The 21246-nt window shown below is 44.3% G+C and carries 20 protein-coding genes; 5 read left to right on the top strand and 15 right to left on the bottom strand.

Annotation, left to right across the window (positions count from 1 at the left end):
• Nucleotide 1: 1 nt before the first annotated feature.
• Nucleotides 2-1501: a sugar ABC transporter ATP-binding protein gene (locus BUB85_RS02745; RefSeq protein WP_073104627.1), complete on the bottom strand. Its 1500-nt coding sequence runs from the start codon at nucleotides 1499-1501 to the stop codon at nucleotides 2-4.
• Between the two features lie 365 nt (nucleotides 1502-1866).
• On the opposite strand from BUB85_RS02745, the gene BUB85_RS02740 reads away from it, so the two are divergent.
• Genes BUB85_RS02740 through BUB85_RS02730 form a run of 3 tightly spaced genes read left to right on the top strand, consistent with a single transcriptional unit; the run spans nucleotide 1867 to nucleotide 4784 of the window.
• Nucleotides 1867-2829, top strand: a complete 963-nt coding sequence (locus BUB85_RS02740) for a sugar-binding transcriptional regulator (protein ID WP_084533887.1) — start codon at nucleotides 1867-1869, stop codon at nucleotides 2827-2829.
• A gap of 14 nt (nucleotides 2830-2843) precedes the next feature.
• Entirely contained in the window at nucleotides 2844-4406 is a 1563-nt protein-coding gene (gene lsrK / locus BUB85_RS02735) for an autoinducer-2 kinase (protein WP_073104624.1), read from the top strand.
• A gap of 39 nt (nucleotides 4407-4445) precedes the next feature.
• Nucleotides 4446-4784 (top strand): cupin domain-containing protein, encoded by a 339-nt coding sequence (locus BUB85_RS02730; protein WP_073104621.1) that lies wholly within the window; start codon nucleotides 4446-4448, stop codon nucleotides 4782-4784.
• Nucleotides 4785-4875: 91 nt separating this feature from the next.
• Here the strand turns inward: BUB85_RS02730 and dhaL are convergent, their stop codons facing one another.
• From dhaL to garR, 6 genes are all read right to left on the bottom strand, one after another.
• On the bottom strand, nucleotides 4876-5508 hold the full coding sequence (gene dhaL, locus BUB85_RS21950) for a dihydroxyacetone kinase subunit DhaL (RefSeq protein ID WP_073104618.1): 633 nt from the start codon (nucleotides 5506-5508) through the stop codon (nucleotides 4876-4878).
• Nucleotides 5509-5512: 4 nt separating this feature from the next.
• Nucleotides 5513-6514 carry a dihydroxyacetone kinase subunit DhaK gene (locus BUB85_RS21945; protein WP_073104615.1) on the bottom strand — a complete coding sequence of 334 codons (1002 nt, stop codon included), beginning with the start codon at nucleotides 6512-6514 and terminating at the stop codon, nucleotides 5513-5515.
• 18 nt (nucleotides 6515-6532) lie between these two features.
• Complete coding sequence (locus tag BUB85_RS02715) at nucleotides 6533-6922, bottom strand: VOC family protein (protein WP_073104612.1); 390 nt, start codon at nucleotides 6920-6922, stop codon at nucleotides 6533-6535.
• A gap of 109 nt (nucleotides 6923-7031) precedes the next feature.
• Entirely contained in the window at nucleotides 7032-8024 is a 993-nt protein-coding gene (locus BUB85_RS02710; protein ID WP_073104608.1) for an aldo/keto reductase, read from the bottom strand.
• Nucleotides 8025-8309: 285 nt separating this feature from the next.
• A complete protein-coding gene (locus BUB85_RS02705; protein ID WP_073104604.1) occupies nucleotides 8310-9728 on the bottom strand; it encodes a four-carbon acid sugar kinase family protein in 1419 nt (472 codons plus the stop codon).
• Nucleotides 9712-10644, bottom strand: a complete 933-nt coding sequence (gene garR, locus BUB85_RS02700; protein WP_073104601.1) for a 2-hydroxy-3-oxopropionate reductase — start codon at nucleotides 10642-10644, stop codon at nucleotides 9712-9714. The genes BUB85_RS02705 and garR overlap by 17 nt, the downstream gene beginning before the upstream one ends.
• Before the next feature lie 464 nt (nucleotides 10645-11108).
• Here garR and BUB85_RS02695 point away from each other — a divergent pair, with 464 nt between their 5' ends.
• Entirely contained in the window at nucleotides 11109-11756 is a 648-nt protein-coding gene (locus BUB85_RS02695; RefSeq protein ID WP_073104599.1) for a GntR family transcriptional regulator, read from the top strand.
• Nucleotides 11757-11946: 190 nt separating this feature from the next.
• Here BUB85_RS02695 and BUB85_RS02690 read toward each other — a convergent pair whose 3' ends face one another.
• The 7 genes from BUB85_RS02690 to BUB85_RS02655 all read right to left on the bottom strand — a co-directional run bounded on the left by BUB85_RS02690 (nucleotide 11947) and on the right by BUB85_RS02655 (nucleotide 19947).
• The gene (locus tag BUB85_RS02690; protein ID WP_073104597.1) at nucleotides 11947-12156 is read right to left on the bottom strand and encodes a hypothetical protein; all 210 of its coding nucleotides are present in this window, start codon (nucleotides 12154-12156) and stop codon (nucleotides 11947-11949) included.
• A gap of 208 nt (nucleotides 12157-12364) precedes the next feature.
• A complete protein-coding gene (gene tuf / locus BUB85_RS02685; RefSeq protein ID WP_073104595.1) occupies nucleotides 12365-13558 on the bottom strand; it encodes an elongation factor Tu in 1194 nt (397 codons plus the stop codon).
• Nucleotides 13559-13707: 149 nt separating this feature from the next.
• Nucleotides 13708-15819, bottom strand: coding sequence for an elongation factor G (fusA, locus tag BUB85_RS02680; protein ID WP_073104593.1), 2112 nt, complete (start codon nucleotides 15817-15819; stop codon nucleotides 13708-13710).
• Nucleotides 15820-15949: 130 nt separating this feature from the next.
• On the bottom strand, nucleotides 15950-16420 hold the full coding sequence (gene rpsG / locus BUB85_RS02675; RefSeq protein WP_207648931.1) for a 30S ribosomal protein S7: 471 nt from the start codon (nucleotides 16418-16420) through the stop codon (nucleotides 15950-15952).
• A gap of 302 nt (nucleotides 16421-16722) precedes the next feature.
• Nucleotides 16723-17142 carry a 30S ribosomal protein S12 gene (gene rpsL / locus BUB85_RS02670; RefSeq protein WP_073104589.1) on the bottom strand — a complete coding sequence of 140 codons (420 nt, stop codon included), beginning with the start codon at nucleotides 17140-17142 and terminating at the stop codon, nucleotides 16723-16725.
• Between the two features lie 195 nt (nucleotides 17143-17337).
• Nucleotides 17338-18780, bottom strand: coding sequence for a proline--tRNA ligase (gene proS, locus BUB85_RS02665; RefSeq protein WP_073104587.1), 1443 nt, complete (start codon nucleotides 18778-18780; stop codon nucleotides 17338-17340).
• A gap of 192 nt (nucleotides 18781-18972) precedes the next feature.
• Nucleotides 18973-19947, bottom strand: a complete 975-nt coding sequence (locus BUB85_RS02655; RefSeq protein ID WP_073104774.1) for a calcium/sodium antiporter — start codon at nucleotides 19945-19947, stop codon at nucleotides 18973-18975.
• Between the two features lie 234 nt (nucleotides 19948-20181).
• Here BUB85_RS02655 and BUB85_RS02650 point away from each other — a divergent pair, with 234 nt between their 5' ends.
• Nucleotides 20182-20859, top strand: a complete 678-nt coding sequence (locus BUB85_RS02650) for an RluA family pseudouridine synthase (RefSeq protein ID WP_073104583.1) — start codon at nucleotides 20182-20184, stop codon at nucleotides 20857-20859.
• A 79-nt stretch (nucleotides 20860-20938) separates the two neighbouring features.
• Here BUB85_RS02650 and spoVG read toward each other — a convergent pair whose 3' ends face one another.
• Nucleotides 20939-21220: a septation regulator SpoVG gene (gene spoVG / locus BUB85_RS02645; RefSeq protein WP_073104580.1), complete on the bottom strand. Its 282-nt coding sequence runs from the start codon at nucleotides 21218-21220 to the stop codon at nucleotides 20939-20941.
• Nucleotides 21221-21246 lie beyond the last annotated feature (26 nt).

Raw genomic sequence — 21246 nt, 5'->3', positions numbered from 1 at the left:
ACTATTCTCCCTCCTCGTATACGCCAAATGATGCTGCTGTCAGATTATCCAAATCAATTTTTTCCTTCGGGAATGTGTGATTGATCCTTCCCTGATACATGGAAATCGCCCGGTCGCTCAATTCTACAATCTCCTCCAGATCAGATGAGATGAGAAGTACTGCCACACCCTGCTGTTTCAGTTTTCCTATAATCGAATAAACATCACCACGGGCGCCCGCATCAATACCGCGGGTAGGTTCATCGAGGATAACCACCTTCGGATTCGTGGACAGTGCTCTCGCAATAACCGCCTTTTGCTGATTCCCTCCCGATAGAGACCCCATCAGCTGATCCTGACTGGTTACTTTAATTCGAAAATCATTGATATATTTATCAGCCAGTTCTTTTTCCGCTTTTTTATTTAAAAAGATTTTGCTCATATTTCGTAGCTGTGCAGATGAAATGTTCCACCCCGTCTCACGGATCTTAAAGATGCCGTTCAGGAAACGATCCTCCGGTACATAATTGATTCCTTTATCCAGTACCTTTCTGGTTCCCATTCCGGTGATATCCTCTCCATCAAGCAGAACCTTTCCACCTTTCACCTTGTCCATTCCGAAAATAGTAGTTGCAAATTCTGTCCTTCCTGCACCAACCACACCGGCAACCCCTAGAATTTCTCCCGGATACACCTCAAAATTCAATCCGCTGAACCCATACCCCGAGAAATCTTTTAATTCTAGCATTGGTTTTGCTTTTGAATAATCCACAGCCGTGCTCTCCCCTGCAGTCTTCAGCTCAGATCCCGGCGGAAGCAGTGCTTTCACCAAATGGCTCTTGTCAAATTCACTGACCGCGCCGCTCAAGCTCACAATACCATCGCGCATGATTGCCACATGTGTCGCAATCTCAAACACCTCACTTAATCGATGTGTAATATAGAAAATACCGATATTTTTCTTCTTCAGATCCTCGATCAGTTCAAACAAGGACTCTGCTTCGTTAAAACTGAGCGAAGATGTCGGCTCATCAAAGATTAGGATTCGCGACTCTCTCAAAAGTCCTTTTAGAATTTCAACCAACTGCTGCTCCGCAATTGATAATGTATTGGCTCTGCGGTCAAGCTTAAGATCCCACCCAAGATGAGCAATCATATCGACAATTTTCTTATGCATCTCAATCTTGTTCTCGTTGAACCCCATCGCTATATTTTCTTCAACCGTCATATTTGGAAATAACATCGGCTCCTGCGGCACCAAATAAATACCATTTGCCAAAGCAAGCGAAGACTTTGATAAATCCGTTTTCACTCCATGAATAAATAAATCGCCCGCATCCTGCTGATAGATTCCCATGATTATCTTCATAAGAGTACTTTTTCCGGCACCATTACCACCAATCAAAGCGACTACTTCCCCTTCATTCAATTCCAGATTAATGCCCTTGAGCACTTCATTAGAACCGAATGACTTACGAATGTCTTTGATCTTCAGTAATGCTTCTGTTTCAACCTTCTGCATTTTTGTTCCTCCATCCCTGTTAAATCATTTCATAACACAGCGTAACATTTATCTTTGTTTTGTACTTTTATTTTTGTTATAAACTTTTGTTCGCTTTTGTGTCTTGTGTTTTTTCTATCAATCGCTCTTGTTTTATATTATCCCTATCAGTTTTATTTGTCAATATAGTTATCTATTTCACAGTTTTTTTGTTCATTTTTACTATTTTCATTTATTATTTTTAGTTATTTTTACCTTTTTCTACTTGTATGCGCACTTTCCCCTTATTATAATTGACTTTTTCGTGTAACACTGATATACTTTTTTTAACGAACATTTAATCCTTAAATTAACTTTTGTTCATTTATAAGAAAGGAGGTATTACCTTGTCAACTACTCCAAGTAATGACGCGCTTTATTACGAAAAAAATCTGTTATACAAGGCTGCCTGGTATTACTATATGGAAGGCTTAACCCAGCAGACTATTGCTGAAAAGCTTAATATTTCTCGAATCCGAGTGCTTCGTCTTCTCGAAAAAGCAAGGCAGGAGGGTGTTGTACAGATCCAGTTAAACCCTGATTTCGCTGAATCGCTTTCCAGCGAGCAGGCTTTAATCAACGAGTACCAGTTAAAGGACTGCTATATTATCCCCACTTCTGGCGATAAGGAAACCACAATGGAATCTCTGGCCAAAACTGCCGCTATGTATGTCAGTAATCATATTTCCGACTATAATTACATTAATTTCGGTTATGGCGCAACTATCTTAAAGACCCTGAACCATCTGGCCAAAAGTATTTCGACCACAATTTCTCTGGTCTCGCTGACCGGTGGAATCAATTATTATCTGCCCGATACCAAATCCGGGCTGTTCAGTGCAAAGCTTAATTTGTATCCCGCTCCACTTATCATGTCCTCTAAAGAGTTAGCTGCATCTTTGATGCAGGAGCCAGCTCTCGCAGAGGTCAGCCGGATGACCGAACTTGCAAACCTGACTTTGATCGGTATTGGTGGGATGAATACTGATTCGACGATTTTGAAATCATCCCATCTCACAAACAATGATTATCTTCTTTTAAAGATGCAGGGCGCAGTCGGCGACCTGATTACTCACTTTATTGATGCCGACGGAAATCTGGTTAATCCCGATTTCGATTCTCGCATCATCAGCACACCCCTTGCAAAATTAGAAGAACTTAACAATGTAGTCGGAGTTGCCGCCGGCGAAGAAAAAGTAGAAGCAATTTCCGCCGCATTAAAGGGACATTATCTGGACGTCTTAATCACAGATGACTATACCGCAGAACAACTGATAAAAAAGAGTTCTCACTCAACACAATCAAAGTAAGGAGGTTCATAACAATGGCAAAATATTTAATGGCACTCGATGCCGGAACAGGAAGCGTTCGCGCAGTTCTTTTTGACACTGACGGAAACCAGCTCGGTGTATCCCAACAGGAGTGGACTCATAACGAAGATCCTCGTTTCCCTGGGTCTATGGATTTCGACTGGGAATTTAACTGGGGCTTAACCGTTCAGTGCATCCAAAATGTATTAACTGAAACTCAGATCGATCCTCACGAAATAGCCGGTATCTCCACCACATGTATGCGCGAAGGTATTGTTCTCTACGATAAAGATTTCAAGGAGATCTGGGCCTGTGCCAACGTGGATGCCCGTTCCGATGACGAGGCCGCGGCGCTTGTAAAACAATCCGCAACGCTGGAAAAGGAAATCTACTCCGTATCTGGTCAGACCTTTGCGTTAGATGCCCTTCCACGTATTCTCTGGGTAAAAAACAAAATGCCTGAAATTTACGAGAAAGTTGCTTATGTCAGCATGTTTAACGACTGGCTAATCTATAAATTGACCGGTGTCATGTCGTCCGAACCAAGCAATGCCTGTACGACCGGTATTTTTGATCTCGCAACCCGCAATTGGGATACTACTGTCGCTGCTAAATGCAACATCAAAACAGATATCTATCCTAACATCTACGAAAGTGGTTCCATCGTAGCCAACGTATCCGAAAGCGCTGCTGCCGAAACCGGTCTGGCTTCCAACACCCCCGTTGTTGCCGGCGGTGGCGATGCGCAGCTCGGCTGTATCGGAGTAGGTGTCGTATCACCGGAGCAGGCTGCTGTATTCGGCGGAAGCTTCTGGCAGTTTGAATTTAACACAGACAAGCCCATGACCGACCCCGATTATCGCGTCCGTGTCAATTGCCACGCAGTCCCAGGCATCTGGCAATATGAAGCTTTAGCATTCTATCCAGGACTGGTAATGCGCTGGTATCGAGATGCCTTCTGTCAGCTTGAAAAGCAAAAAGCTTTGGAGACCGGTAAGGACCCTTACTACTACATGAACCTTGAAGCAGAGAAAATCCCTGCTGGAAGTAATGGCATGTTCTGTGCATTTTCCGATGTCATGAATTACATCAACTGGAAACACGCCGCGCCTACCTTCACAAACTTTGCATTAGATCCTGAAAAGTTTAACCGTTACACCTTCTATCGTGCCATTATGGAAAATTCAGCCATGGTCACGCGCGGTAATATGGAACTAGTTGCATCTTTCACTGGAAAGGCTCCTAAAGAAATCATTTTTGCATCCGGTGCTTCCAAGAGCCCGCTTTGGTGTCAGATCCTTGCCGATGTACTCAATATTCCTGTACACGTGCCAAAGGTTCGTGAAGCTACCGCTCTGGGAGCAGCAATTCTTGCTGGTATTGGTGTCGGTGTCTTTGACAGCCTTGAGGAAACAGCAAAAAAGCTGACTCATATTGAAGAGACATATTATCCAAATAAAGAAAACAACGAAGTCTACAATGGCTTATATGATACCTGGAAACAGGTCTACCATGCGCAGCTTGACTTATGCGACAAAAAGCTGACTAAAAACATGTGGATTGCACCGGGATTATAAAAACAAATAACAATACAAACTATAAAAAGGAGATTAAAAATGTTTATTATTGACGAAAAAGACAGAGAATACCGTTTTGGAGACAGTGGCCCGAAGTATCTTATGAAGGGCCCCAGAAGTAACTTTGCAGTTGTCCAGTTTCAGGCTGGACAGGATTTCAAAGCTCATTACCACAACATCATGGAAGAGAATTTTTTCATCCTGGAAGGTGAGGTAGATATCATTGTCGACGGTGTTTCTCATACCTTAACGGCTGGGCAGTTAATTCATATTGAGCCAAAAGAAGTTCATTATGTAATTAACAATTCTAACGGTCCTGTAAAAATGATTTCCACTCTTGCTCCTTATCAAGAGGTAGACAAAATCGATGTAGACTAACAGTAAACTCCCAGGGATTGTTTATTGTTAACATCACCGGGTAGTTTCAATACTGCCCGGTTTTTTATTGCCTGCAATAGCTGCAAACCTTTTAATGTGTTTCTGCATATTCCTTCATAGATTTAAAGATAATCCAAACACTTGTTGCGCCTGCATCCTGAAATCCAATTGTTGTGCCCTGCGTTTTTGCACGCCCGAATTTAGCTTCGAAGTTCTTTGTGCTCTCCACGCCAGCAAGTGCTGCTGCCTCGGCCCTGGTAAGCATTGGGACAATCCCTTCACTTGCGGATGCTTCCATTGCGTCCACCGCAGGGGATAGTGCATCTACCATCGTCTTGTCACCTACCTGTGCTTTTCCCCGTTCCTGGATTGCTTCCAGACTTCTCTTCATCATCTGTGCCAGTTCCTCGGCACCGATTTCTCCCACCGGATCCATCCCCTTTGCTCCAGCCATGAACATGCTTCCGAAAATAACCCCTGAAGCACCGCCCATGCTCATCAGCATCGCTTTTCCAGCGGCATGAAATACAGCATATACATCTTCCGGGCTCTCCATTTTTTCTACTTTTGTCTTTGCCTTTGTGAGTCCTCCAGCCATGCCAATTCCATGATCTCCATCACCAATTGCACTGTCGACCTCTGTGAGCATCGGTTTCGCCTCTATGATTTTATCCGCAATATACATAATCATTTCTTTCGCCTGAACTGCATTCAAATTTTCCATGATCTTATTTTCCTTCCTTTGCATAATATGGACAATAACATGGCATATCGTATAATTTCTTTAACTCTTCATTCAACTTTAATATCGAGATTGAAAATCCACCCATCTCCTGACATGTGCAGTAGCTGTTAATATCTGAGTCATGAACCTGCACGCCGTCTGCATCCAGCAGTTCTTTGAGTTTCCTGTATGCAATGCTCATCTCAAGGATTGTCGTGCTCCCAAGTCCATTTATCAAAACACAGACCTCATCTCCGCTGTTGATTTCCATATCCTTTTTAATATTGAAATACAAATACTCAGTGATTTCATCCACAGTTTTCATCTTAGTCCGCTCGATCCCTTTTTCGCCGTGGATTCCCATTCCATATTCCATCTCATCGTCCGCGATTTCAAATGTAGGCTTATCAAGTCCCGGAATTTGTCCCGGCGAACTGGCAACACCGATACTGCGGAGATTGTCTCTTGCCATCTCTGCCGTGGCCTTGACTTCGTCCAGTTCCAGTCCCGCATCGCATGCTGCTCCCGCGATTTTCACTACGAAAAGATCTCCCGCTATTCCTCTTCTGTCTGTCAACCTGTCCTTCGGTGCCGATGCACAATCATCCCAGACACGAACATGTGTGGATTTCACACCATCCTCTTCGAGAAGCTCTTCTGCCATATCAAAGTTCAGATTATCGCCCGCATAGTTGCCATATACAAAGAGTACGCCTTTTGAGTTCTCCACAGCCATGGCAGTTTCATAGATTGTTCCCGGATCAGGTGATGCAAAGATATTGCCACACGCCGCCGCATCGCCCAGACCTTTTCCCACAAATCCTGAAAACATCGGCTCATGACCACTTCCACCGCCAATCACCAGCGCAACTTTATCTTTTCTTCGGTTTTTCAAAAGCACACCATTTACTTCTTCATGCTTTTCATAATAATTGCTGTAACAATCAACAAATCCCGTTAATGCTTCCGAAACCACATCTTCCGGATTATTAATAAACTTTTTCATTCTGTCCGTCTTCCTTTCCTAAAGTGGTTGTACAAACTCCATCTCAACACCGTTCGGATCCTCGATCAGCATAAAATGCACACCAAGCTTTTCACTTGGGTTCGGTCCTTCCAGAATCTTGATTCCATTTGAAACCAGAGTTGATTTCAGTTCCTGAACATCTTCAACCTCGAATGCCACATGACGATAAATCCCCCGGCTGGTGTACTGCGGATGTTCCGACGGCGTATCATACAGGTACTCAATCAACTCCAGTCTGATATCCGACGGCAGCTGATAATAGTATATATAATGGTCGCCCATATCAACCTCGTGCAGCTTTTTCAACCCAAGAAGCTCTCCATAGAACCAGAAAGTCTTTTCTTTATCTTTCATGTTGATCGTAATGTGGTTCATTGCTTTTATCATGCCTGCTCCTTACTCTATTTTCAAATTTACCACAGGGCTCTTTCATCCTGTGGTAATTCTTGTCTTCATAGTCTGATTGTTTTTTATTGAGCAATTCTTCCCTGCCCGATTATTCTTCTCTAAGTGGTGGTGCCAGGAAGTCTTTTCCTACCTGTACAGGAATATGTTTTTTCACAATCGCCTCCATCTCGTCGCACTGCTCTGCTGTCAGACTCCAGTCGACACAGCCCAGAATAAAATCAAGCTGATCCGGACGGCGTGCCCCCAGCAGTGCACAGCTGACACCCCTCTCAAGAACCCAACGTACACTGATCTGCGCAACGTTCTTACCTAATTTCTCCGCATACGCCTTCAACTCATCAATCGCAGCAAGATGATTCAAGAAATTCTGTCCCTGGTACTTCGGATCGTCCTGTGCTCTCATATCCCCTTCATTAAACTTCGTATCAATTGTATATTTTCCATGAAGCATGCCACGGCAAAGTGCGCTGTAGCCCAGAACTGTGATACCATTCTCTTTTGCATATGGAATCTGATTTTCAAATAATTTATCCTCTAAGATGTTGAAGGATGGCTGAATTGTATGTAACGGAGCCGTTTTTCTCCACTCATCCAGCATTTCATTTGTATAGTTAGAAACACCGATTGCACGAATTTTTCCTTCTTTGAGGAACTCTCCCATCACACCTGCGGTCTCTGCGATCGGTACCTTTGCATCCGGCCAGTGAACCTGGTAAATATCAATATGATCTGTCTTCAGTCTCTTCAGGCTTGCCTCCAGTTCTTTTCTCAAAGTCTCCGGACGACCGTCCCGGTATACGTTCCCCTGTGCGTCCCAGCTAAGTCCACACTTGGTTGCCAGTACACATTTATTTCTATAACCTGCTGCTGAAAGTGCTTCCCCTACAATCTCTTCTGAGTGGCCTGCACCATACGCCGGTGCTGTGTCAACCAATGTTACTCCCATGTCAAGCGCCGCTCTCACACACTCTACTGCCGGTGCATCCACGATACCGCCCCAGCCTGCACCACCCATTGCCCAGGTGCCAAGTCCAACCCTTGAAACTTCCAATCCGTCTACCGCTGTTTTAAAAAATTCCATTTTTCTTCCTCCTAAAATTTATTCTGTCTCCTGTATTCCTGTATTCCTGTATGCCTGTATTCCGGTATGCCGGTTACGTTATATTTAGGATATGCGATTTTATTATTTTTGTCAATTGCTTTTATAACTTTTGTTCAAGTATCCAAAGTTTTAAATATTTTTTTGTGCATTTTTTCGAGTTTGCTATTTTTTTAACTTATATTGTTATTTTATAACCAATTTTTTATATTTTTTCAAAAAAATAAGAAAAACTGACAATTCAAAGTCAGTTTTTCTTTTCTTTCATCACAGTAATACTTCCACCGCTTCTTTCAAGGTTGATGCGGTCCCTACATTTCCAGGAAATATTACATATGGCGTCATTGGATATTTACTTTCCGCCCCTGTCTGCCATACAGGAATCCCCGGCCTGATCTGGCCCAGCACATTTGCTTTTCTGACCGCCAGTGCTTTGGTCCCGATATCGCTCGATGTAATCCCACCTTTGGCAATCACAAAGCTCGGGACAACACGCAGTCTTCCGACCAGAGACTGGACTGCGTCCGATATTTTTACCGATCGGACAAGTGCACTTTCTTTCGTATCATTTTCCACGGCCAGAAGTGTGCGTCTGGTATAAACAACAGCTGTTTTTCCTTCTTTTATGCAGTGCTCCTCTTTTTCGAGAACACGGTCTATTTCCTGCGTGAATCTCGAGTCGTCCAGCACCAGATCTGAGTTGAACTCAATGAACTCTAAATTCGGCAGTTTTCTCAATGCTTCCAACTGGCTTGTCGTCTTCTGAGTATGAGATCCTACTACGACAATACCGCCGTTTTCCGTCTCCCGCACAATCATCTGTTCCCTTGTGAGCAGCGGCTGATCCGTAACTCCGCCGATCACTTTGACAAGGGCCGCCGCTGTTCGAAACATAAATTTCTTTCCTGCTGCCATCGCACGGTATAATGCAATGCAGAACACTTTGATATCCGCGTAATCAATTGCGTTTACGATTACTTTGTTGAAATCCTCCACAACCATAAGCTGTTCTGTGATTTTGTCAATATCTACGTTTCGAAGATCCGTCAATGCGATACTTGTTACATTCTCCGCTTTGAACATCCCACCGGTCTTTTCCTCCACATACTGCTTCAGATCCGAAGATTTATACCCAAAGGTCCTGTCCTTTGCGAACTCTGTCTCCGCCGCCGGAACAAGAAGTGCTCCATCCTTTACATAATGAATGTCATCAATGGTATAGCGCCCTCCTTCTTTGAAAAACGGGCACATGATCTCCCCGTCAATCCTGCTGCCTGAATTTTTCTCTGCGACAGTCCGGAGTATCTCCGTTTCCAGAGGATAATGGCCGCGCAATGTAGAATCACTTCTGCTCATGATAATATATTCTTTTCCGGTCTCGCGGGCTACCTTGTCGATCACCTGTGCGATTTCATTGTGTGCCCTCGTCGTCTGCTCCACCGTAAATCCCCTGGAATTTGTCAGAATGTAGAACAGTTTGTTTTTTTCTTCAAATCCCATTCGGATGCTTTCTTTTGACCAGTCTGTATAGACAGTGATATCATGCACCGTCTGTACACCAGTGGGGTCATCATCCAGAACGATTATTTTTTTGTTATTCGCGTCTATCTCCTTTTGCAGCATCAAATCTACCTGATTTTCTTCTATTGGTTCATACTTCTCTAAAACATCAATGTGAACTGCCATTTTGCCCTCCAAAGTCTTCACTGGTTATTTTTTCTTTTTCGACTGTAACACCCGCCAGCTGCTCGAAATACTGTACAATACCACCGTGATCCTCATCCATGTGTCCTCCCACCTTCAATGCCTGCATAATCTCAAAGAGCTGGGCGGTAAACGGAATCGGAACATCGATCTCATGAGCCGTATTTACCACATTTTTGATATCTTTATGATTGATTGATATCTTTCCTCCGGGTGTGAAATTGCGTTCCATGATCATCGGAATCTTTGCATCCAGAACGGCACTTCCCGCAAGCCCTCCGCGGATTGCCTCATACACCCTGGCCGGATCTGCCCCCGCCTTCACTGCGAGGACAAATGCCTCCGATACCACGGCAATGGTATTGTTCACAATAATCTGATTGGCAAGCTTCGTCACACTGCCGCTCCCGGGCTCTCCGATCAGAAGAGCCGATGATCCCATAATGTCAAAATATGGATTCAATGCCTCAAAGTCTTTCTGATCACCACCAGCCATGAATGCAAGCGTTCCGTTGACAGCTCCCGGTTCACCTCCGCTCACCGGAGCATCCAAAAAACCGACGTTCTTTTCTGCGCATTTTTCATAACAGAATTTTGATTCTACCGGAGTAACAGAGCTCATATCGCATATAATTGTCCCAGGTCTCACCTCTGTCATCACTCCATTTTCCCCAAAGAGAACCTCCTGAACTATCGAACCATTGGGAAGTATCAGAAAAATAATGTCGCAGAGCGCACCGATTTCTCTATACCCTGACTGCGCGGCTCCCATAGCCGTAAGCTCTTTTACAGCGCTCTGATTGATATCATTTACCATCAGCTTAACTTGCTCACCGATCAAATGTTTCGCCATCGGTTTTCCCATAATCCCCAATCCAATAAACCCTATTTTACTCATATCTCCTTCTCCTTCTGCTCTATACTCTATGATAATCTTCACTCGATAGTTACTGCAGATTTCTTGTTTAGTTCCAATTATTTTCAATTACTATTACACTCTACCTCATTCCGGTATACCGGTCAATATTTTTTTTGCTTTCTGCTCTTTTGCACAATAAAAAAGCTTTTATATTGGTACATTTTACAACATTCCTCTTCACATTTTAATGTGTATTGTGAATCATTCACATAATCGCCACTACTCTTCATTGACCACGATGGTAAAATAAGGTATTATTATTTTATGTTGATATACCATATGAGGCGCAAAATCATATATTCATACTTGTAGCCCAAATACATGATCATCGAGCCCACCAAACATTAAAAAGCTCAAACAAGACATCTTACAAATATTTTAAGATTATTGTGGCTTTCCGCACAGTTTTCATAATATTTGAAACACAGAATCGAGGGGGATTTATGCAACCGCTAAACGAACAAGCTTACGAACACCTCAAACAGATGATCGCTTCTAATCAGCTGTCATATAACGAGATTTATTCTGAGACCAAAATTGCAAAGGAAATTGGCATATCACGCACTCCATGCCGGGATGCCATTCATCGTCTCGTTCAGGAAGGCTTTATTGATATCATTCCAAGCAAGGGATTTCAACTACACAGACTGACCGAGACTGATATTCATGAAATTTTTCAATTCCGTTCTGCTTTGGAGGCTTACTGCACACTCCAGATCAGCAAAGAATATAATACGAGCAAAGCACACCTTTTATTCCTCAAGCTGGAATCTATTATGGTAAAACTCAAAGTTATCATGGACACCTCGCATTCCATTGAAGAATTTTGTGAGTACGACTTTGATTTTCACACTTTAATTATTGACTATATGGAAAATGCTCTGTTCACCAATAATTTTCAACTCTTCCTGTATCGAATGAAACGCCTCGCCATGTCCTCTCTCGCTCACGAGAATCGTATGGAAGAAACCTATACCGAGCATCTCGCTATTCTGGAAAGCATGAAAACCGGTAATGTTAAAGATATCTATGAGGTCACTATGCTTCATATGGAACGGCCCAAGGGAATCAATCTGGAAGATCTACAGTAACTGCGGCAGAATTTACTTAATGTTACGGTCTGCTGGCACCATTTTCTGCCCATATTTTTTTCTAGCCTGCACTATAAAATCATTATAACGTATACTATTATTTAAAAACTTATTTGTAATATACTATAACTCTGTTTTCTTTAAATGCAATAATGGAGCGGGACTTCAACAATCCCACTCCATTATCCGTTCAGAGCAACTTCTTCAAGTCGTTTTTCTTTTTCGATACTGAATGTTCCACTTCTGCGTCAAAAGTCTCGCCCAATGCCTGATTTCGGTGTGTAATCGCTTGAAAGAACACCTGTGCCACATCATACCCATGAACATGATGAAGAATTTCCTGTCCAAAGTTAGGCAGACAGATTTCTTTATCATCTGCTATATCCTGATATACTCTCATAGATGTATTTTCCTATGGATTTATGATTGTCTAGCCCGGACCAGATATTTGCCCGAGCATAATAACAGATCACTTAGAACCAGAATTTTCTTTTCGCTCAAACTCGGCAAGTTATCGTCAATCCTTTTCGTTTTCCGATATCAAAAAAACCCCAGAAACCGAAGTCTCTGGGGAAATTCTTTATACTATTATGATAACAACTATTTAATTATTCGATGATTGTAGCAACCTTACCTGAACCTACAGTACGTCCACCTTCACGGATAGCGAATGTAAGACCCTGCTCCATAGCTACTGGATGAATCAGTTCGATTGTCATTTCGATGTTATCTCCAGGCATACACATCTCTACGCCATCAGCTAAGTTACAAACACCTGTAACGTCAGTTGTTCTGAAGTAGAACTGTGGTCTGTAGTTGTTGAAGAATGGTGTATGACGTCCACCCTCGTCTTTTGTCAGTACGTAAACCTGAGCTGTAAATTTCTTGTGGCATGTTACAGAACCTGGTTTAACAAGAACCTGACCTCTTTCGATGTCTGTTCTCTGGATACCACGAAGGAGTGCTCCGATGTTATCTCCAGCTTCAGCCTGATCAAGAAGTTTACGGAACATCTCGATACCTGTTACAACTGTTTTCTGAATTTCCTCTTTGATACCGATGATTTCTACTTCTTCATTCAGTTTCAAAGTACCACGCTCAACACGGCCTGTAGCAACTGTACCACGACCTGTGATTGTGAATACGTCCTCTATTGGCATAAGGAATGGCTGATCTGTTGCACGCTGTGGGTCTGGAATCCAGCTGTCTACAGCATCCATAAGTTCCATGATCTTGTCTCCCCACTCTCCTGAAGGATCTTCAAGAGCTTTCAGAGCTGATCCCTGGATGATTGGTGTATCATCGCCTGGGAACTCATATTCGTCAAGGAGTTCACGGATCTCCATCTCTACTAATTCAAGTAACTCTTCATCGTCTACCATGTCACATTTGTTCATGAATACTACGATGTAAGGTACACCTACCTGACGAGAAAGTAAGATATGCTCTTTTGTCTGAGCCATAACACCGTCAGTAGCTGCTACTACAAGGATAGCTCCGTCCATCTGTGCAGCACCTGTGATCATGTTCTTTACATAATCGGCATGTCCTGGGCAGTCAACGTGTGCGTAGTGACGTTTGTCTGTCTCATACTCAACGTGAGCTGTAGAGATTGTGATACCACGCTCTCTTTCCTCTGGAGCTTTATCAATGTTTTCAAAATCAACAGCTGCGTTTCCAGAGACTCTCTGTGAAAGAGTTTTTGTAATAGCTGCTGTTAAAGTTGTTTTACCGTGGTCAACGTGACCAATTGTACCAATATTAGCATGTGGTTTTGTTCTTTCAAATTTAGCTTTTGCCATTTTGAATATCCTCCTTATTATCGCCCACTTGGGGCTATTTTACTGGTTTCTGCTTTTACTCGCTATGATTGATTATATTTCATATCATAGCGATTTTCAAGCATTTTTATAAAATTTATTCACGAAATCAATATTTCTATCGATTAAGCTTATTTACTTGACAATACCTTCTCCTGAACTGACTTCGGTACCTGCTCGTAACTCTCGAAGAACATTGAGTAGTTTCCACGGCCCTGTGTCTTGGAACGCAAGTCTGTTGAGTATCCGAACATCTCAGACAATGGAACGAAAGCTCTTACGATCTTACCGCCGCCAAGGTCATCCATACCTTCAATACGTCCACGACGTGAGTTGATATCACCGATGATATCTCCCATGTATTCCTCAGGCATTGTTACTTCAACCTTCATGATTGGCTCAAGAAGTGCCGGAGATGCCTTCTTCATAGCATCTTTAAATGCTAATGATCCAGCAATGTGGAACGCCATCTCATTGGAATCGACTTCATGGTATGATCCGTCATATACAATCGCTTTTACGCCGACAACCGGGAATCCGCCGAGGATACCTGACTGCATTGCCTCTTCGATACCTTCGCCGACTGCTGGAATGTATTCCTTCGGAATAGATCCACCAACAACTTTGGATTCGAAGATGTATGTCTCTTCACCATTGACATCCATTGGCTCAAACTGAACTTTACAGTGTCCGTACTGTCCACGTCCACCGGACTGTTTTGCATACTTGCTGTCAACGTCAACCGGTTTTGTGAAGGATTCTTTATATGCAACCTGAGGAGCACCAACGTTTGCCTCTACCTTGAACTCACGCAGAAGTCTGTCTACGATGATTTCCAGATGAAGCTCACCCATACCGGCGATGATTGTCTGACCAGTCTCCTGATCTGTATGCGCACGGAAGGTCGGATCCTCTTCTGCAAGTTTTGCAAGAGACTCTCCAAGTTTTCCCTGGGATGCTTTTGTCTTAGGCTCGATAGCAAGCTCGATAACTGGTTCTGGGAATTCCATAGACTCTAAGATAACCGGAGCCTTTTCATCACAGATGGTATCACCTGTTGTGGTATTCTTGAAACCGATAGCTGCAGCAATGTCTCCAGCATATACTTTGTCAAGCTCTTCTCGCTTATTCGCGTGCATCTGTAAGATACGTCCGACACGCTCTTTTTTATTCTTTGTCGCATTCAGTACATAAGAACCTGCATTTACTGATCCAGAGTAAACTCTGAAGTAAGCCAGCTTACCTACGAACGGGTCTGTCATAATCTTGAATGCCAGAGCTGAGAAAGGTTCATCGTCTGATGAATGTCTCACAACTTCGTTTCCATCTTCATCCACACCCTCAATAGCCGGGATATCTGTTGGAGCTGGCATATATTCAAGAACTGCATCCAATAATTTCTGAACACCTTTGTTTCTGTACGCTGTACCACAGCATACAGGTACTGCTGTACACTCACATGTAGCTTTGCGCAGTACAACTTTGAGTGCGTCAACTGACGGCTCATCGCCTTCCAGGTATTCCATCATCAGATCGTCATCTAACTCACAGATTTTCTCTACCAGTTCTGTGTGGTAAAGCTCTGCGTCGTCTTTCATATCATCCGGAATCTCTGTGATCGAAACGTCCTCGCCCTTCTCATCATTATAGATGTAGGCTTCCATTTCCATCAGGTCAATGATTCCTTTGAAATCATCTTCTTTGCCGATTGGCAGCTGAAGACAAATTGCATTCTTACCGAGTCTTGTCTTAATCTGCTCAACAGCTCCGTAAAAATCTGCACCCAGGATATCCATCTTGTTGATGAATGCCATTCTAGGTACGTTGTATGTGTCCGCCTGGCGCCATACATTCTCTGACTGTGGCTCAACGCCACCCTTTGCACAGAAAACACCTACAGCTCCATCGAGTACACGAAGTGAACGTTCAACCTCTACTGTAAAGTCAACGTGTCCCGGTGTATCAATAATGTTGATACGATGCTCGAGAGCTCCGTCTTTGGCTTTATTATGATCCTGTAATGTCCAGTGACATGTAGTAGCTGCCGAAGTAATTGTGATACCTCTTTCCTGTTCCTGCTCCATCCAGTCCATGGTAGCAGTACCTTCATGAGTATCACCAATCTTATAGTTAACACCGGTATAGTAAAGAATACGCTCTGTAAGCGTTGTCTTTCCTGCATCAATATGAGCCATGATACCGATATTTCTGGTTCTCTCTAATGGATATTCTCTTCCAGCCAAGATCTTTTCCTCCTAATATAATTGTAGTTCTTCGAGACTAAGTTCGCTAAAACCTCGCCAAGTTCCGAAGAACAAGCTTCGTACTAAGTTCATGCTTCGCTTGCGCTCGCATTCTCTAAGTGCTCTAGCTTTAGAATCTGTAGTGAGCAAATGCCTTGTTAGCCTCAGCCATCTTGTGCATATCCTCTTTCTTCTTAACAGATGCGCCTGTGTTGTTAGATGCATCTAAAATCTCATTTGCTAATCTGTCTTCCATTGTCTTCTCGCCTCTGTTACGAGAATACGTTGTGATCCAACGAAGTGCTAAAGCCTGTCTTCTGTCAACTCTCACTTCAATTGGTACCTGATAAGTTGCTCCACCGATACGTCTTGCCTTTACCTCAAGTACTGGCATGATGTTGTTCATTGCTTCTTCGAACACTTCGATGGCTGGCTTGTCAGCCTTTGCTTCAACTTTCTCAAATGCTCCATATACAATCTTCTGTGCTACACCCTTCTTACCATCTAACATGATGTTATTGATAAGTTTGGTAACAACTTTGTTGTTGTATATTGGATCCGCTAATACGTCTCTTTTTTGAGTATGTCCTTTACGTGGCACGGTCCTTCCCTCCTTAATCATATTTGCCGGGTTATCCCCGGGATTAATTCATCGGTACTCACATGTGTCTTTCTAATGATACTGTGTTCGTTGCTCGCGAGGAACTCTATATATAGTAGAACCCGCAACCTACGATTAATCATAGTTCTGTTTGTGATACGATTTAACTTTTTAGTTACTGTCTTCTTTTTTAGCGGAAGTTCTTCGAGACTAAGCTCGATAGCACCTCGCTAAGTTCCGAAGAACAAGCTTCGTACTAAGTTCACACTTCGCTTACGCTCGCGTTCACTAGTGCTCCAGCTTTATTTAGCGTCTTTTGGTCTCTTAGCGCCGTACTTAGAACGAGCCTGTCTTCTCTTAGCAACACCTGCTGTATCTAATGTACCTCTAACGATATGATATCTTGTACCTGGTAAATCCTTGATTCTTCCTCCACGGATAAGAACAACACTATGTTCCTGAAGGTTGTGACCTTCTCCTGGGATATAACTTGTTACCTCGATACCGTTAGAAAGACGAACTCTGGCAATCTTACGAAGTGCTGAGTTAGGCTTTTTAGGTGTAGCTGTCTTAACTGCTGTACATACTCCACGTTTCTGTGGTGCAGAGATATCTGTAGACTTTTTCTTCAGAGAGTTAAATCCTTTTTGAAGAGCTGGTGCTGTAGATTTCTTTACAGAAGTCTGACGTCCTTTTCTAACTAATTGGTTAAATGTTGGCATTTTTTTCACCTCCTATGATTTTTCTCCCTTGCTTTTGCAAGGTGGTTGCAGTTTGTAAATTTCTTTACATGCGCGCACAAAATAAATATGCTTTTTGTGCACGCTAGAATATTGTATTACCTTGTGTAGAAAAAGTCAAGGGAAAAACCGTGATTTTCCCTTGACTTTACAAAGTTTTTAATAAAATTGAACATTTTAGTATGCTTTTCCCCAGTACACCATATGTTTCGCAGGCTTTCCACAGAATATGCATTTGTCAGACAGACATTCCTGTTCCTCCGGGATGCAGCGTGACGTCGCTCCGCCCGTGGCTGCCTTGATTTCTTCCTCGCAGGTTTCCTCACCGCACCACATCGCCTTGATGAATCCCTTATTCTCATTGAACTTCTCATTCATCTCGTCCATTGTGACTGCCGAAGTAATGTGTGAATCCAAAAATGTTTTCGCTCTGTCGAACATATCCTTCTGAATCTTCTCCAGAATCTCAGAAAGCTTTGTCTCAATCTCGTCCATGGATACTACGATCTTCTCACGGGTGTCGCGTCGGACAACCACCACCTGATTGTTCTCGATATCCTTCGGCCCGATCTCGATACGGGTCGGGATTCCCAGCATCTCCTGCTCACTGAACTTCCATCCAGGACTCTTGTCTGTATCATCGATCTTCACGCGGTATCCTGCTGCCTTCAGGCTGTTCATCAGTTCATTTGCCTTCTCCAGCACGCCTTCCTTGTGCTGTGCGATCGGGATCACTCTGGTCTGCACCGGTGCGATTCTCGGTGGCAGCACCAGACCGCTGTCATCTCCGTGGACCATGATAATAGCGCCGATAATACGCGTGGACACTCCCCAGGAAGTCTCGTACACGCTGTGAAGCTCGTTGTTCTTGTCTGAATATTTGATATCGAACGCATCCGCAAATGTCTTGCCAAAGAAGTGGCTTGTTCCAGACTGTAATGCTTTTCCATCATGCATCAATGCCTCAATTGTGTACGTGTCCTGTGCACCTGCAAACTTCTCGCTCTCCGTCTTGCGTCCGGTCACCAGTGGAATTGCCAGATCATTCTGCACGAAATCCTTATAAACATTCAGCATCATGACCGTTCTCTGCTCAGCCTCCTCGTATGTTGCGTGAATCGTATGGCCTTCCTGCCACAAAAATTCTCTGGAACGCAGGAACGGTCTCGTCGTCTTCTCCCACCGCAGCACAGAGCACCACTGGTTCCATACCTTCGGCAGATCGCGGTAAGACTGAACCGTCTTGCTCCAGTGATCACAGAACAAGGTCTCAGAAGTCGGGCGGACACAGAAGCGCTCCTGAAGCGGTTCTAACCCACCGTGGGTCACCCATGCCACCTCTGGTGCAAAGCCTTCGATATGATCCTTTTCTTTCTGCAGAAGAGACTCCGGAATCAAAACCGGAAGATACACATTCTCCACTCCCGTCTCTTTAAATCTCTTATCCAGATCTGCCTGGATATTCTCCCAGATTGCATATCCGTTCGGCAGATAGTTCAGGCATCCCTTCACCCCTGAATAATCGCACAGCTTTGCCTCCCGCACAACATCCGTATACCATTGTGCGAAGTCTTCGTCCCTGGATGTAATGGACTCAACCAATTTCTTTTCCTTTGCCATTGTATTTTCTCCTTTTTCCATATTGTAACCGCGCCGGCCAGTCTGACGTACCCGCTGTCCGCGCAGATAACTTTCCTACAAAATAGTACTTGAATTTCCGCGGAATGTCAAGTGTTCCGCTCATCTCACCAGCGCTCTGTCTGCGGACAAAAGCGCATTTTCCCGCTGTCGCGGTCAAATCCTTCCATTACGCTATCTCAGCAATACATACACAAAGAAAACGGCATAGGTGAACAGAAACAGCGCTCCCTCTATCTTGGACAGCCCCTTCCTGCTGATCGCACAGATGTAAACCAGAAGGCTCCCCAGAATCAGTACAATGGTATCGTAAACTGCAAGCGCATCCACCGTGATCGGCGTGATCGTCGCCGACAGTCCCAAAACCAGCAGAATGTTAAATATGTTGGACCCCACAACATTTCCCAGTGCAAGATCGTTCTCGCCCTTTCCGGCGGCGACCATCGATGTCACCAACTCCGGCAAGGACGTCCCCAGTGCCACAATCGTCAGTCCGATAAATGTCTCGCTCAGTCCGAACTGCTTCGCGATCTCTGTCGCGCTGTCCACGACAAAATCTCCGCCCAGAATGATTCCGGCAAGTCCCACGATGATGTAGATCGTCGTCTTCACCGGCGGCAGCGTCTCGTACTCTTCTTCCGGCTCCCCCGCCTCCTCCACGCTTTTCCGCGAATGAAGTGCATCCAGCACCGTGGATACCACAAACACTACGAACAGCGCAAGAAGTACAATTCCGCCGATCCGTGGAAGAACGTAAGTCTTTGACGCATCCATGATCTCCGCAAATCCGCCTTTTACCATGAACAGGAGCAGAACCACTGTGATGATAACCGAGAACGGAAATTCTTTTTTCAGAACAGACCATTTGGGCTGAATGGGACGTACCACCGCGCACGCTCCCAGCACAATCAACAGATTAAAGATGTTGGACCCGATCACGTTGCTGACCGCAAGTGCATTCTTGCCCTGCATGGCCGCTGTCACACTGACGGACGCCTCCGGCATGCTTGTGCCGAACGCCACTACCGTAAGTCCGATAATAATGGTCGGGACGCGGAATATTTTCGCCACGCTTGAACATCCATCCACAAAAAAGTCTGCCCCCTTTATTAATAGAAAAAAACCTGCAATCAATAATATATACGGTATCATACTGTCTCCTCATCCTTCGTCTTCGTATTGACAAGCCCCGGCCTGCTGTGCTTAAATCAAAGTAGCTGTTCAGAAACTCCGGGCCTGCTTTTTGTCTGTACACAGTTTAATTTTCTTTTCCTGTATTGTCAAGGAAATATCTGCCTGCAGCACATAAATATCTGTTTGCATACACAAAGACTGTTTGCGGCCCCAGGCTTCCCGGATTAATATAATGAAAGGAAATTCACAATGAATTTAGATATTTTATATGAAGATACACACATTATTGTGTGTCGAAAACCTGCGGATGTTCCCACCCAGAGCAAGCGCGTCGGCACTCCAGATATGGTCAGTCTGCTCAAAAACCACCTCTATAAAAACAGCGGCGAAAAAAAAGAGCCGTACCTGGCTGTCATCCATCGACTCGACCAGCCCGTGGAGGGTATTCTGGTCTTTGCCAAAACACCGTTTGCGGCGAAAGAGCTGAACCGCCAGCTCCAGAATCATGGTTTTGGAAAACATTATCACGCCCTTGTAGCAGGACATCCCACGGCGGCCTCCGCTGTTTTGGAAGACTATCTTGTAAAGGATGCCAGAGCCAACACCTCCCGCGTCTGCACCAGAGAGACTCCCGGCGCCAAACTCGCCCGCCTCTCCTACGACACTGTGCGCACGGATCAGGAAAACACGCTGCTTGATATCACGCTCGAGACAGGCCGCCACCACCAGATCCGCGTTCAGCTGTCCCACATGGGGCACCCGATTATCGGCGATTCCAAATACGGAGCCGTTTCCGGAGGTATCTCAGGGGACATCTCCGGATCCAGTTCCGTTCCAGCCGGCCCCCGCCTGAAACTGTGCGCATATATGCTGGAATTTCAGCATCCAAAAACCAAAAAGGCCATGACGTTCCAACTTCCAGCCTGACTGATTTTGTATTCCGCAAAAAAAGACACCATACTCCCCCATAGTACGGTGTCTTCTCTTTGACTGAACTTCTCTTACATTACCCAATTGTCTCTTCCGGCTCTTCCGCTAAAGTCTCTTCGTACTTCTGCAAAATCGTACTCTGAATCCTCTCTCTTGTCGCGGAATTGATCGGGTGTGCGATGTCCCGGTACTCACCATCCAACGCCTTTTTGCTCGGCATGGCGATGAACAAGCCTTTTTCGCCTTCAATTACTTTGATATCGTGAACAACAAACTCTTCATCAATTGTAATGGAAACAACGGCTTTCAGCTTACCTTCCTTCGCAACCTTCCGTACACGTACATCCGTTATCTGCATATCGTTCCAGTCCCCTTTCTGTGTCT

This window comes from Hespellia stercorisuis DSM 15480, from assembly GCF_900142165.1.
Taxonomy (GTDB): domain Bacteria; phylum Bacillota; class Clostridia; order Lachnospirales; family Lachnospiraceae; genus Hespellia; species Hespellia stercorisuis.
This window is presented reverse-complemented; position numbering and strand designations above follow the sequence as displayed.